Origin of the sequence: Halorussus salinus (assembly GCF_004765815.2) — an archaeon.
In the GTDB taxonomy this organism is placed as follows: Archaea; Halobacteriota; Halobacteria; order Halobacteriales; family Haladaptataceae; genus Halorussus; species Halorussus salinus.
This window is the reverse complement of record NZ_ML974128.1, coordinates 682,491-696,531: the sequence shown is the minus strand read 5'-3', so window position 1 is coordinate 696,531 and position 14,041 is coordinate 682,491. Positions and strand designations below refer to the sequence as shown.

Sequence of the window (14,041 nt, the reverse complement as noted above, 5' to 3'; positions counted from 1 at the left end):
GCGGCAGGGCGGTTGAATGCGGTCATGGCAGGCCGAAGCGATTACTCGCTTCGCATGTCGTCGACGCGCGCCGACAGTTCGTCGATGGCTTGAGTCTGCTCGCGGGTCGCGGTCACGATGTCGTCGGTCGCGCTCTCGACCTGCCGGGTCTGGTCGCGCACGTCCTCGACGGTCGCCATCACCTGCTCGACGTTGGCGGCCTGCTCGTCGTTGGCCTGCGCCACCTCGGTCACGCCGGTCGCGGCCTCCTCGACCGCGTCGGCGATCTCTTCGAGCGCGACCAACGCGTCCTCTATCTCGTCGCCAGCGTACTTGACCTGCTCGTTGGACTCCTCGACGGCGACGACGGTCTCGTTGGCCTGAGACTGAATCTCCTCGATGCGCTCGGCTATCTCCTCGGTGTGTTCGCGCGTCTCGTTGGCCAGTTCCTTGACCTCGTCGGCGACGACCTCGAACCCGCTTCCGGCCTCGCCCGCGCGGGCGGCCTCGATGTTGGCGTTGAGCGCCAGCAGGTTGGTCTGGTCGGCCACCTCGGCGATGACCTCGACCACGTCCTCTATCTCGTTCATCTGGGATTCGAGTTCGGTCACGGTGTCCACGAGGTCGTCGCTCATCTCGATGACCTCGTCGGTGGCCTCGCGCGCGCCCTGACTGGATTCGAGGCCGCTGTCGGCCGACGCCTTGGCCTCCTCGGCCGCGGAAGCGACCTCGTCGGAACTGGCCGCGACCTCCTCCATGCTGGCCGAGAAGTTCTCCATCTGGGTCGCGACTTCCGAGAGCTGTTCGGTCTGGGCATCGACGCGCTCGTCTATCGTCTGTGCCGACTCGGCGGCCTGTTCGACCGACGTTTCGAGGTCGTCGGCCTTCTCGCCGACGCGCTCGGTCAGCGCCTCGAAGCGCTCGGCCATCGCGTTGACCTGATCGACGACTTCGATGAGCGAGTCGTCCACCACGCCGTACTCGTCCTCGAAGGAGGCGCGGGCAGAGAGGTCGCCCATCTCCATCGCGGTCAGCGTGCCGATGAGTTCTTCGACCAGCGACGTGATACCCTCTTGGCGGTGGATGTCCTCGGTGCGGTCCCGGACCGTCTCGACCACCGCGATGAGGTCGCCGTCGTCGTACAGTGGCATCGCCGAGAACTCTATCTTGCGCTCCTCGCCGTCGCGGGTCACCATCTCACCCTCGTCGGTGTACAGCGTCTGCGTGGTGTCGGCTTTCTCCACGTCGAACTCGGTGTGGGCCGACTCGGGCGACTCGGCCACCTTGTCGGCGAGCGTCTGTACGCGGCGACCGTCGGGGTAGAACGCTTCGCTAGCGTTTTCCAGTCCGAGCGCCTCGTCGGAACCCACACCGGTCAGGTCCTCGAGCGCGGAGTTCCACGCCGCGACCTCGTCGCGTTGAACGTCGAGCATGAACACCGGGACGCCGATGCCGTCCAGCAGGTCGTCGTCGTCCACGTTGAGTTCTTCCTCCTCGTCCTCGCTTTCCCCGCCCGCGGCCCCGACGGATTCGTAGGCATCGAGTCCGGCCTCCATGTCGGCCATCGTCGCCGAGAGCGCCGACTGGAGTTCGTCTTCGGCCCGAGAGAGTTCGTCGGCGACCGCTTCGTTGCCATCGCCGAGTCGGTGTTCGAGTCGCTCGAACGTCTCGCTGACGAGTCGCTCGACGCCGACACCGTAGGTGCCAGCGAACGTTCCCGGAGAGACCGAGGAGTCCGCGTGGCGTCGCCCGAGGTCGGGGGCGTCGCCCGCCGCGGCGGTCGGGTCGTCAAGTACCTGCCCGAGGTGGACCGCGTGGGCCTGTTGGAGGTCGTCGCTCACGTCGGCGTCTCGATACGTGTCGGCGAGGTCCGACCGCGTGACAGTTCCCTCCGACGAGACGGAGACCTCTCGGGTCTGTGTCCCGCCGTCGAACGTCACGTTTCGCTCGTGTTCGCCGCTGTTCTCCGCATTACGTAAACTCGTTAAAATTTTCAACAACCTGTCCCGGACCATCTTATTCCGGAAAGAGACACCAACCGGATATAAAACTTTACTCAAATTTCACGCGCGATAACCTCGCTACGCGAGGCGATTGGCCGCCCGAGGGCGGGCGGAAACCCCCGCGCCTCGACTACCCGCGACCGCCGAGTTTCGACAGCGCGGAGAACGCGCGCTTCCGAACGTCCTCGTCGTCGGTGTCGTCGATTATCTCGTCGAGGCGTCGGCGCGCGCGCTCGTCGCCGACCTTTCCGAGCGTGAACGCCGCTTTCGCCCGCGCGTCGCTACTGGCCTCGGGGTCGTCCAATACGTCCAGTAGGGCCTCCTCGGCGGTCTCGCCGCCGACCTCGGCGATACTGGTCGCGGCGAACTGCGCGGTCATCCCGTCCTTGTCGTCCAATACGGACGCCAGCGCCCGAATCGCCGACTCGCGGTTGTCGTCGCCCGCGACCCGGCCGAGCAACCACGCCGCGTTGCGGCGCTGGTGGGCTTGGGTCCCTTGGTCCAAGATATCGACCAACGAGTCCACGACGCTCCGGTGGTCGGTCGCGCTCAGTTTCTCGACCATCCGCTCGCGGAGTTCGTGGCTCTGCTGGCCCGGTGCGTTCGACAGCAGTTCGATGAGCGAGAACACCGCGGCCCGCCGCACCGTCTCGCTCTCGTCGGAGAGGAGCGACACCAGCGCGTCCAGCGGTTTCGCGCTCCCGAAGTTGCCCAGCGAGGTGGCCGCGATGCGCCGAACCGTCTCGCTGTCGTCGTCCAGTAGACCGAGGAGTGCCGACAGCGCCTCGTCGCCGCCGATGCGACCGAGCGAGTCGGCGGCCTCCCGGCGGACCTCGACGCTCTCGTCGCCCAGTCGCTTCTGGAGTGCGGCGACCGCTCGGGGGTCCTCGATGCGACCGAGCGCGCGACCGGCGCGCGCTCGAACTCGCGGGTCGGGGTCGCCCAACCGCCCGACTAGCGCCTTCGTCCCGGCCTTGTTCCCGATGCGACCCAAGGCGTTGGCCGACGCCATCCGAAGTTCGGGTTGGTCGGCCGACAGCGTCTCGACCAGCGCCTCGGCCCGTGCCCACTCGGCCCCGTCGGTCGGCACCTCCTCGCCGGTCAGCGCGGCGACGAGTCGTTCGACGGCGTGGCGCTGGTCGAGCGCGTCGATGGCCGCCGCGCGCACCGCCTCGCTGTCGTCGTTCTGGACGGCCGTCACCAGCGGGTCGAGGATCTCCTCGTCGGGAGCGTCCACTTCGCCGAGGATATCGGCCGCGCGCCGACGGACTGGCTCGCTGTTGCTCTTGGCCAACAGCGAGGTGAGTTGGTCCACGTCGCCCGTCTTCTCCAGTTCGAACAGCGAAGTCACGACTGACCGATGGAATTGGTCCGAGAAAAAACGTGGTGTTACGCGGTCGAAACCGAGAGGAAGGTCAGTTGGCGAGCGATGCGGCTTAGACCGTGACTGCGCTCTCTTGGGAGAGCGACTGAGGCACGTTCGCGCGGTAGAGCGTCACTGCACCGTACTGGGTGGTGAGCTTGAGCTTAACCTCCTCGCCCTCGCCCAGCGCGCCGCCGATTTCGGTCGCCTTCATCGTAATCTTGAACCGGTCGTCCTGCGTGTTCAGGACCGGTTCGGAGTCGTCGGGGTCCTTGATGGCGCTGACGTTGAACTCGGTTCCGTTGAGTGTCGCGGGTTCTTCGCTGTTGTGAACGAGCGTTCTCGCTTCGTTCGGACCGATCCACTCTATCGTGGCCGCCGAGAGGTTAATGTCTGCGGAACCGGAGCCACGCATGACCGTCAGGTTGATTTGTTCGACCTGTTCATTGGCGACGTTACCGAACGCGCTGACGACCTGCACGCGGTTCGAGACCTGTGCGCTGCTCTCCTGACCAGTCTGTTCGGACTTGGTCTGGAGGAATCCTGCCGTGTTGATCAGCACGCCCGCCGCGATTGCGGCGACCAGCACCATCGCGATGAACACGATGAGCGTACCGATACCGACCTGACCTCTGTCAGTTAACCGCTCTTTGATTTTTTCTTTCATTTTCTCACGTCCTGTCCGAACGTCAATGTGACATTGACTACGGACTCTATGCGAAACGAAACGAAGCTCCGTAATAAATCTACGGCCGCGATTATCAGACCTGATATTGGGTATGCTGAAAGTAACGAAATCAGATATGTGGCGTTTATAGCGGTCGAACGGTCGGAACGGGAGAACGTCACTTCGTTCGGATTATTCGTTTGCGGTGATACTGTAGATGACGAACAGATACCCGACGGTCGTGATGAGATAGTTGACCGACAGCAACATCCGGGTCTGTTCGAAGCGGGTTGCGAACGCACTCACGGTCGTCGCTATCGCGGCCGCGACGATGAGCGTGAATCCGATGGAGAGGTGGAACATCGCCTGACGGGACGTTCGGTTGTACGCCCGGACCGCGAGTCCGACCATCGAGAGACCGGCAGTTGCTAAAGTGACGCTGAACACGACGTACAGCAGTTCTATCGTTTGCATGGTTTTCCTCTACTGAGAGGCCGTCCGCGTCCGCCCGCGAGGAGTGTCCGAATCGGCGGCGAAGTCGGTCGTCGGTCTCCGAGCTGGAGTCGGCTCATTCGGCTTTCAGGTCGCGCCACACGTCCGCCAGCGAGTTGTCCACGTCCGGACGGTCGTCCACGGACACGTCGATGGACTCCTCCTCGAAGGAGAATTCGAGCGCGTCTACGTTGCGTCGATAGACCTTCGTCCGCCGCCCTTCGTCGGAAAACTCCCTGCCCGACAGTTCGAGCAAGTCGGCCTCGGTGAGCTCCTCGATTCGCCGATAACTAGTCGCTATCGGGATTTCGAGTTCGTCGCTCAGTTCCTGCGCCGACATCGGCTCGTTCGTGGCGCGGAGTATCTCGGCGTTGTACTTGTTGCCGAGTACCCGGAGCAGTTCCACGGCCTCCATCAGTTATCGCGTTTGAAAACGTGGGTTAAAAAGGTACCGTAGGCGACCCGTCAACGGGACCGAACTGGTCGGCGTCGGAACAGTAAAGTGGTCGCCGCGGGACCCTCCGAACATGCCAGAGACAGTCGGCGACGTTCAGGTCCTCGAATTCCGGCTGGAGGACCGGAAGTACTGCATCGACATCGCTCACGTGGACGAGATAGTGGACAAGGACGAACTGACACCGCTCCCGAACTCCGAGCCTCGTGTCGAGGGCGTGATGGACCTGCGGGGCATCACGACGACCATCATCAACCCCAAGAAGGTGCTAGAGTTGGACGAGACCGAGACCGGTGAGCGCGTGGTCGTCCTCGAATCCGACGACGACGAGGAGGGAAGCGTCGGGTGGCTCATCGACGCGGTGAATCAGGTCGTCAGCATCGACACCGACGAGGTGGACGAGAGCGTCGAGAGCGGGTCAGTTCGGGGCATCGTTCGCCAAGACGACGACTTCGTGGTCTGGGTCAAGCCCGAGGAGATCAACAACTGACCGCGAGCGGTCCGGTTTGTAGTCTCCCTATCTGTCGCGGGTCACGGTCTCGCCCGGCGGGACGCCGACGCCCGGCGAGAGCTTCGTGCCCGCGTTCAGCGCGACGTTGATTCCGGTTTTCGCCTCGTCGCCGACGACGACGCCGAACTTCCGGCGGTCGGTCGAGACCCGCTCGCCCTTGACCGTGAGTTTCACCGGCCGGTCGTCGTGACGGAGGTTCGCCACCGTCGTCCCCGCGCCGAAGTTCACGCCTCGGCCCAGTACGCTGTCGCCGACGTAGCTCAGGTGGCCGACCGTGGCTCCGGCCATCAGGACGCTGTTTTTGACCTCGACGCCGTGACCGACCTTCGCGTCCTCGCCGACGAGGGTCGCCCCGCGGACGTACGCGTTCGGACCCACGCTCGCGCCAGAGCGCACCAGCGCGGGACCCTCGATTACCACGCCCGCGTCCACGGCCGCGCCCTCCTCGACGACGACGTTCCCGCGGAGGTCGGCGTTCTCGTGGACCGACCCCCGGATGTCGCGCTCTCCCTCGGCGAGTTTCCACTCGTTGGCTTCCAGCAGTTCCCACGGCCGACCCACGTCGAGCCAGCGGTCGATTTCGACCGCCGTGACCTCGTGTTCCGCGATAGTTCGAGCCAACACGTCGGTAATCTCGTGTTCGCCGCGCTCACTCGCGGGCACGTCCAGCCACTCGCGGGCCGCCGCGGGGAAGACGTAGGCTCCGGTGTTGGCGAGGTCAGTCGGCGGGTCGGCGGGTTTCTCCACGATGTCGGTCACGGTGTCCCCGTCCGTCGAGAGGACGCCGTAGTTCGTCGGGTCCGCGACGCGGTGCGCGCCGACGCTCGGCCCGGCCGCGAACAACCGCTCGACGCCCGCGGGGTCGTAAAGGTTGTCGCCGTTCAGCACCGCGAACGCGCCGTCGAGATGCTCGCGGGCCGCCCGAACCGCGTCGGCGGTCCCGGCCTGCTCGTTCTGAACCGCGTACTCGACGGGGATACCGGCGTACTCCTCGCCGAAGTACTCGCGGACCGCGTCGGCTTCGTACCCGACGACGAGTATCAGTTCGTCCGCGCCCGCGCGAACCGCGGCGTCGGCGGCGTGGGCCGCGAGTGGTCGGTCGGCGACGGGGAGCATCGGTTTCGGGAGCGACGCCGACAGCGGCCGAATTCGGGTGCCTTCGCCAGCGGCGAGGACGACTGCCTGAATCCTCTCGGCTGTCATTGCCGATACAACTCGGGGCGAAGCCTTTGTTACCACCTGCTTGCGGCGACGTAAGTGTGAGCTATCGGACCGATTTCGCGGCCTGCTGTGGGTTCACGCGCCGCCATAGCGTCCCGCGAACGGCGGTACGCACTGGAAACAGTTCCACCCGTTTCGCGATAAGTTCGGCCTACGGACGGCGTATTTCCTCCTACCGGGCAATCAGCGAGCGTATAACAAAGGGCACCGGACGCAATCTGTCGAACATCACCCGCTTCCCGCACGTCGGGGCGGTCAGGACGGTACAATGCTCGATGGAGTAGCCCGGACGAACGATAGGCGCGGATTATGCGACGGTCAGCACGCCGTCCCGAACGAATTTCGAACGACGACCCTCTAACCATGATAGCTACCAACACGACGACGACCGAGACGACGGGGGTGTACTGCTGATGTGTGGAATCATCGCCCGAATCGGCGGTGACGACGACAGCGCAGTGGACGAACTCCTCACCGGACTCGAAAATCTGGAGTACCGCGGGTACGACTCGGCCGGACTCGCCATCAAGAACGGCGGCGGTCCGGAGGTGTTCAAGCGCCAAGGCGAGATCTCTCACCTGAAAGACGCCCTCGCCGACGAGGTGCCGGACGGCGGTCTCGGTATCGGTCACACGCGCTGGAGTACCCACGGTCCTCCGAGCGACGCGAACGCCCACCCCCACACCGACTGCACCGGCGAGGTCGCGGTCGTCCACAACGGTATCATCGAGAACTACGACGAACTCAAATCCGAGCTACAGGCTCGCGGTCACGTCTTCGAGAGCGACACCGACACCGAGGTCATTCCCCACCTCGTCGAGGAGCGCCTCGCAGACGGCGCGGACCCCGAGACCGCGTTCCGGGAGACCATCGAGAAGCTCTCGGGGAGTTACGCGGTGGCGATGATAACCAAACACGACCACGCGGTGTACGCGACCCGGAGAGGGTCGCCGCTCGTGCTGGGCGTGGACGACGGCGAGTACTTCCTCGCCAGCGACGTGCCCGCGTTCCTCGATTTCACCGACGACGTGATCTATCTGGACGACGGCGACGTGGTAATCGTGAAACCCGACGGCCACACCATCTCGACGACCGACGGCGAGGCGGTCGAGCGGTCGGTCCAGACCGTCGAGTGGGACCCCGAGGACGCGGGGAAGGGCGGCTACGACCACTACATGCTCAAGGAGATTCACGAGCAACCCGCCGCGCTCCGCCAGACGCTCCGGGGCCGGGCCGACCCCACGACGGGCGACATCAATCTCGAAGACTTCCCCGCAGGCACCTTCGAGGAGGTAGAGCGCGTCCAGTTCGTCGCCTGCGGGACCTCCTATCACGCCGGACTGGTGGGCGCGCAGTTTCTCTCCTCGGGCGGCGTGCCCGCCCAAGCGTTCCTCGCCAGCGAGTACGCCACGTCCCAACCGCCGGTGGACGAACAGACGCTCGTAATCGGCGTGACCCAGAGCGGGGAGACCGCGGACACGCTGTCGGCGCTCCGGCGGGCGAACGCCTCGGGCGCGCGGACGCTCGCGGTGACGAACGTCGTCGGTTCGACCGCGGCCCGCGAGTGCGACGACGCGCTGTTCATCCGGGCCGGACCCGAAATCGGCGTCGCGGCGACCAAGACGTTCTCGTCGCAGGTCGTCTCGCTCGGCCTGCTGGCCGAACGAGTGGTCCGGGACGTGACCGGGTCGCGGACCGACGACGCCCGCGCCCGCCTCGAAGCCCTCTCGGACCTGCCGGGCCACGTCCAGCAGATTCTGGACTACACGAGCGCCCGCCGGGTAGCCGAGAGCTATCGGGACAGCGAGGCGTACTTCTTCATCGGTCGCGGCGCGGTCCGGCCGGTCGCGCTGGAGGGCGCGCTCAAGTTCAAGGAGATATCCTACGAACACGCCGAGGGCTTCGCGGCGGGCGAGTTGAAGCACGGCCCGCTCGCGCTCGTCACGCCCGAGACGCCCGTCTTCGCGGTGTTCACCGGACGCAACGACGAGAAGACCCTCGGCAACGTCAAGGAGGCCGAGGCGCGCGGTGCGCCCGTGGTCGCTGTCGCCAGCGACGAGCAGGAGTCGGTCCACCAGTACGCCGACGAGGTGTTGACGATTCCCGAGACCCACCCCGACGTGGCGGGCGTGCTGGCCAACGTCCAACTCCAACTGCTGTCGTACCACGCGGCCGACCTCCTCGACCGCGCCATCGACAAGCCCAGAAACCTCGCCAAGAGCGTGACCGTCGAGTAGAAACCGACGATTACCGTGCAGAACGCTCCTGAACGGTCGGACCGATTTACTCGCCGACCGCCCGATAGCAACGTTACGATGGGTTCTGTCGTACTCTCCCTCGACGCCGAACTCGCGTGGGGGTTCCACGACCACGAGACGATGCCAGAAGACCGGGTTACGGCGGCCCGCGAGTCGTGGCTCCGACTCCTCGACACGTTCGACGACCACGATATTCCGGCGACGTGGGCGGTCGTCGGCCACCTCCTGCTGGACTCCTGTGACGGCGACCACGAGTCTCACCCGACGCCGGACGGGTGGTTCGACCGCGACCCCGGCACGTGGGAGGGCCGGGACGAGCAGTGGTACGGCCAGAAACTCGTAGACGCCATCGAGGAGGCCGACGCCGACCACGAGGTCGCGAGCCACACCTACTCCCACGTCGAGATGGGCCACACCGACCGGGAGGTCGCCTCCGCGGAGATGCGCGAGTGCGTCGAACTCGCCGAGGAGCGCGGCCTCTCGGTCGATTCGGTCGTCTTTCCGCGAAACTACGTCGGCCACCGCGACGTGCTGGCGGCCTACGGCGTGAAGGCCTACCGCGGGACCCAACCCCGGCGGTGGTACGACCGCGGCCCGCTCGGGTCCGCGGCCAAGCTACTGGGGTGGCCCACGGGAACCGTCTCGCCGACGCTGGTCACGCCCGAGGAGGACGAGTACGGGCTGATAAACATCCCGGCCTCGCTCTACTTGTTCTGCTTCGAGGGCCGGGGCCGGAGCGCCGTCGAGCGCGTCACCGACGACCCCGTCGTCAGCATGGCCAAGCGCGGCATCGACCGCGCGAGCGCCGAGGAGGGCGTCTTTCACATGTGGCTCCACCCGAACAACCTGACCGAGGAACGGGACTTCGAGCGAATGGAGGCCATCCTCTCGTACCTCGCGCAGGTCCGGGACACGACGCCGCTCCGCGTCGAGACGATGGAGTCCATCGCCGCCGACATCAAGGACGACGAACCGCTCCCGCGCGAGCCTATCGGCCCGCGCTAATCGGCGTTTTCCGCACTTCTCGGCGTCGTTACTGGCTGATTTTCGACTGGACTGCGCTCGGCGCGACTCCCGCCAGCGTACGCTCGACTTCGACGTTCGGACTGGCGCGTGCTGGCGCGGTCCTCGTGACCGCGCCAAGTCGCGCGAGGGACGAGTAACGCAACGGAGCGAAGCGAAGTGAGTAACGCAGTCGGTTGGGGAGGCCGTGGTGCGGTCGCGGTGCTGTGCGGTCGCAGTAGACTCCTTATTATCGGCAATAGTGCGGTTCGCGGTGCGGTTGCGGCCACGGCGTTGCTTCGCACACCGACAAAATCACGAGGTGGCGAACAGATGAACTGCTCGCCGTCGTGTTCGTCGCAAAAAGCGGAAGGGGCGGGAGTCGAACTCGCCGAGACGGTCCGGGATGCTCACTACGTTGCGCTTCCGGGCGTGCGACTCGTCTGCTCGACTCCGCGCCGTCTACTCGCTCCCGCCGTTGGCTGTTGCTCGGCGATAAACGCCTCGCAGGAAAACGGCGGGAGCGGAAGGGGCGGGAGTCGAACCACGCGAAGCCTGTAAGGCTGCCACCGGGAAGTCCGGTGGCGCTCTACCACTGAGCTACCCTTCCTCGTCAGGCAGTAAGGACGACGACCGTCTTTGTTATGGACCGCCTGTAGGCTACCAGTTCGAGTGTCAGTTCCGAACCCAAATCAACGTTCCGACGACGCGTCGTCGTGGACCGCCACTCGCGAGAACTCGAAACGCGCGCCGGTACACGTCCCGGCGGTCTCCTCGACCGAGTCGCAACTCACAGCCTCGACGTTCCAGCCGTGAGCGTTGGCGATGGACGAGACGATTGCGAGGCCGAACCCGGTTCCCTCCTCGTCGGTCGTGAAGCCGTGGTCGAACACCTTCTCGCACTCGTCTTCGGGGATGCCCGGCCCGTCGTCGGCGACGTAGAAGCCCCGGCCGTCCTCCAGCAGACCGACCTCCACGAGGGTCGCCTCGTCGCCGTGTTCGACGGCGTTCCGGAACAGGTTCTCCAACAGTTCCCGGAATCTGGCTTCGTCGGCCTCGATCACCGCGTCGTCGGCGACGAGGAGCGACGACTCGCCGGTATCGACGGTCTCCCACGCTCCTTCGACCGCGGTCGAGAGCGAGACCGGTTCGGGGTCGGCCACGACCTGTCCCTCTCGGGCGAGCGTGAGGAGGTCCCCGACCAGTCCGTCCATCCGGTCCAACGACCGGCCGATGGGCGCGAGGTGGTCGCTCTCGACCTCGTCGGCCAGTAGGTCGAACCGGCCCAGCGCGACGTTCAGCGGGTTCCGGAGGTCGTGGCTGACGACGCTGGCGAACTCCTCTAACCGCTCGTTCTGGCGGGCGAGTTGGCGCTCGCGCTCTTTCTGCTCGCTGATATCGACGTAGATGGCGAACGCCTCGCTCTCGTCGCCGTTGCCCGCCGGGGCGGTGTGGAGCAGGAAGTCCCGGCCGCCGTCGGCGGTCGTGCGGTGGACCTCCGCACCCTCGATGCGACGGCCGTGGCTCACGCGCTCGTTGAGCGCCTCGCCCTCCTCGCGCTGGCCGTCGGGCAGGATGTAGTCGTCCACGGGGTCGCCGACGATGTCCGCCTCGTGCCAGCCGAACACGTCCTCGAACGCCGGGTTGACCGACCGACACACCGCGTCGGTCCCGTCGATTTCGTACCGGACGACCGCGTTGGGCACGTTCTCGAACAGCGCGGCGAACCGGTCGCGCTCGGTCCGGAGTTCGGTCTCGGTCCGGACGCGGGCCAGCGCCTCCGAGAGGTGGGCCGCCAGCAGTTCGGCGAGTTCTCGGTCGCCGTAGTCGAAGCCGTCCACGTTCTTCGAGACCGCTTGGAACACGGCGAACTCGTCCAACGGAACGGTCAGCGCCGACCGGTACTCGCTCTCGGCGGGCACCGCGTCGGCCTCGTGGAGGTCCTCGACCAGCGAGGTCTCGCCCTCTCGGTAGACGCGGGCCGCGAGGTTGTCCTCCTCGTCCACGGGCGTCCGCTCGTAGTAGCCGTCGGTCGAGACGACCTTCGAGACGGCTCTCGTGACTAACTGGTCGCCCTCCGCGGCGTCCACCGTACAGAGGTCGAACGCCAGAATCTCCTCTGCGGCCTCGATAGCGAGGTCGTAGATGTCCTGCTCGGTCGTACACCTGACCGCGCGGGCGGCAACGTCGTGAAGCGCCTCTATCTTCTGTTTGGTCTCGCGCAGTTCCATCTGGGCGCGTCGGCGCTCGGTCACGTCCCGGAAGTAGACCGACAGGCCGTCCTCGGCGGGGTAGACCCGAACTTCCAGCCAGTTGCCGGGCTGGAACGTCGATTCGGCCTCCAGCGTGACCGGTTCCTGCACTTCGAGGGCCTTCCGGTAGGCCGCCCGGAACTGGTCGCCCATCTCCTCGGAGAACGCCTCGCGGATGTCCTCGCCGAGCAACTCGTCGGCCTGCCGACCGAAAAAGTCGGCCGCGCGCTCGTTGACGTGGGTGAACCGCCACTCGTCGTCCAGCGCGAAGAAGGCGTCCGTGATGCGCTCGAAGATGCGCCGAATCTGCTCGTCGGCCTCCTCGGCCTCCCGCTCGGCGCGGTACTGGGCGACGGCGTTTTCGACGCGGTTGGCCAGCACGGCGTACTGGTCCGACCCGGTCTCCTTCTGGAGGTAGTCGGTGACGCCAGCGGAGATGGCTTCGGAGGCGATCTCCTCGCTACCACGGCCGGTGAACAGGATGAAGGGAAGCGACGAGGCTGTCTCGCGGACCGCGTCCAGTAGTTCGAGGCCGTCCATCTGGGGCATCTCGTAGTCGCTGACCACGCAGTCGACCGCGTCGTCGGTTACGCGGTCGAGTGCGGCCGCCGGACGGGTCTCGACGACCGTCTCGATGCGGTCGCTCGCCCGCTCTAAGTGCGTAGCGGTCAGGTCCGCGATGGCCGGGTCGTCGTCCACCAACAGGACGCGGATGGCGTGGCCCATAGTATGTTGACCATTACCAAACCGCTGTATAAAAATCCACAGGAGTATTACGTATCTCGGTAGTGTGGAAAAAATTATCTGACAGGGTAAATGACAATACGTTCTAAGTGTTCACCGACTCGATGCGGTCGCTGACGAGGAGTTGCCCCTGTGCGGTCAGCGACAGGCCCTTCTGGCCCTCGTCGATGAGTCCCTTCTCCCGGAGGTCGTTCAGCAGCATCGTGACCCGACTCGAATCGACGCCGAGCGTCCCGGCGAGGTCGCCGCTGCGCGCCCCCGAGTAGATGGCGACCAGCGCCTCCATCTCGTCCTCGGAGGTCGTGACCTCCTCGGCCTCTTGGGCGAGTTCGGAGTATTCGAGCCGCAGATAGCGTCCCAACAGGTTGAGTCGCCGGTCGCCCTCGATGGCGAACTCCGAGGTGACCGACTGGCCCTCGTCGGCGTGGCGGACCACGAGGACCGACCCGCCGTCGCGGGCGTCCTTCTGGAAGTGAGTGACGTTCGCGAGGTTCACCGTCACCGTCTCGTCGCCGACGAACCGGACCTCGCCGGGCCGAATCTTGAGCTTCGACGGTCGGAACGACGCGTCGGTCACGCGGCCGCCGACCCGCGCGGGGTGCTTGACTTTCGCCTTCGTACCGTTGAGTTCGGCTTTGAACAGCACGGTCTTGAACCGCGAGACCTCGTCGGTTCCGGCCTCGACGACCACCGACCGACGACGGTCGTTCTCCCGGTAGGCGATGGTGATGGTGTCCTGAAAGAACGATTCGAGTTCGCCGGGGACCTGCCCGACGTTGATGTCGAAGATGGCCGACAGCGGGACCGTCGTCTTCGACCCGTCGCCCGAGGCCAGCACCAGACGCTTCCGGCTGAGGACGATTCGACCCTTAACCGGTTCCGGCGAATCGAACGTGTCGAGGCTGAACCGTGCGACGAAGTCGGCGATGACCTTTTCGGACATAGTAGACGAGACCGAGGACGCTGGCTGTCCGCGCGCCTCTTTGAGACGTAATTCTCAGTCGGGGTAAATATTTTTTCGGTCCTTCGTGACGCTCGGCCAGACCGCCTCGCGCCCCGTGGAAGCCACGAAACCTAACTGTCTCTCGCCCGTTT

General features: G+C 65.6%; 11 protein-coding genes and 1 tRNA gene. 3 read left to right on the top strand and 9 right to left on the bottom strand.

Annotated features, from left to right (window positions below):
- Positions 1 to 41: 41 nt before the first annotated feature.
- From EPL00_RS11640 to EPL00_RS11620, 5 genes are all read right to left on the bottom strand, one after another.
- Positions 42 to 1,994, bottom strand: coding sequence for a methyl-accepting chemotaxis protein (locus EPL00_RS11640; RefSeq protein WP_135852552.1), 1,953 nt, complete (start codon positions 1,992 to 1,994; stop codon positions 42 to 44).
- 118 nt (positions 1,995 to 2,112) lie between these two features.
- Positions 2,113 to 3,333, bottom strand: coding sequence for a HEAT repeat domain-containing protein (locus EPL00_RS11635; protein ID WP_135852553.1), 1,221 nt, complete (start codon positions 3,331 to 3,333; stop codon positions 2,113 to 2,115).
- A gap of 85 nt (positions 3,334 to 3,418) precedes the next feature.
- Entirely contained in the window at positions 3,419 to 4,012 is a 594-nt protein-coding gene (locus EPL00_RS11630; protein WP_135852554.1) for an archaellin/type IV pilin N-terminal domain-containing protein, read from the bottom strand.
- Between the two features lie 192 nt (positions 4,013 to 4,204).
- Positions 4,205 to 4,486 (bottom strand): DUF7521 family protein, encoded by a 282-nt coding sequence (locus EPL00_RS11625; protein ID WP_135852555.1) that lies wholly within the window; start codon positions 4,484 to 4,486, stop codon positions 4,205 to 4,207.
- Positions 4,487 to 4,580: 94 nt separating this feature from the next.
- On the bottom strand, positions 4,581 to 4,919 hold the full coding sequence (locus EPL00_RS11620; protein WP_135852556.1) for an ArsR/SmtB family transcription factor: 339 nt from the start codon (positions 4,917 to 4,919) through the stop codon (positions 4,581 to 4,583).
- Between the two features lie 112 nt (positions 4,920 to 5,031).
- Here EPL00_RS11620 and EPL00_RS11615 point away from each other — a divergent pair, with 112 nt between their 5' ends.
- On the top strand, positions 5,032 to 5,448 hold the full coding sequence (locus EPL00_RS11615) for a chemotaxis protein CheW (protein WP_135852557.1): 417 nt from the start codon (positions 5,032 to 5,034) through the stop codon (positions 5,446 to 5,448).
- A 27-nt stretch (positions 5,449 to 5,475) separates the two neighbouring features.
- Here EPL00_RS11615 and glmU read toward each other — a convergent pair whose 3' ends face one another.
- Positions 5,476 to 6,657: a bifunctional sugar-1-phosphate nucleotidylyltransferase/acetyltransferase gene (glmU, locus tag EPL00_RS11610; RefSeq protein ID WP_135853213.1), complete on the bottom strand. Its 1,182-nt coding sequence runs from the start codon at positions 6,655 to 6,657 to the stop codon at positions 5,476 to 5,478.
- A 446-nt stretch (positions 6,658 to 7,103) separates the two neighbouring features.
- Here glmU and glmS point away from each other — a divergent pair, with 446 nt between their 5' ends.
- Entirely contained in the window at positions 7,104 to 8,927 is a 1,824-nt protein-coding gene (glmS, locus tag EPL00_RS11605; protein WP_135852558.1) for a glutamine--fructose-6-phosphate transaminase (isomerizing), read from the top strand.
- A gap of 78 nt (positions 8,928 to 9,005) precedes the next feature.
- Complete coding sequence (locus EPL00_RS11600; protein ID WP_135852559.1) at positions 9,006 to 9,953, top strand: polysaccharide deacetylase family protein; 948 nt, start codon at positions 9,006 to 9,008, stop codon at positions 9,951 to 9,953.
- Between the two features lie 521 nt (positions 9,954 to 10,474).
- Here the strand turns inward: EPL00_RS11600 and EPL00_RS11595 are convergent.
- From EPL00_RS11595 to EPL00_RS11585, 3 genes are all read right to left on the bottom strand, one after another.
- A tRNA-OTHER gene (locus EPL00_RS11595) sits at positions 10,475 to 10,560 on the bottom strand.
- Between the two features lie 82 nt (positions 10,561 to 10,642).
- On the bottom strand, positions 10,643 to 12,928 hold the full coding sequence (locus tag EPL00_RS11590; RefSeq protein WP_135852560.1) for a PAS domain-containing protein: 2,286 nt from the start codon (positions 12,926 to 12,928) through the stop codon (positions 10,643 to 10,645).
- A 103-nt stretch (positions 12,929 to 13,031) separates the two neighbouring features.
- Positions 13,032 to 13,889: a CheF family chemotaxis protein gene (locus EPL00_RS11585; protein WP_135852561.1), complete on the bottom strand. Its 858-nt coding sequence runs from the start codon at positions 13,887 to 13,889 to the stop codon at positions 13,032 to 13,034.
- Between the last annotated feature and the right edge of the window lie 152 nt (positions 13,890 to 14,041).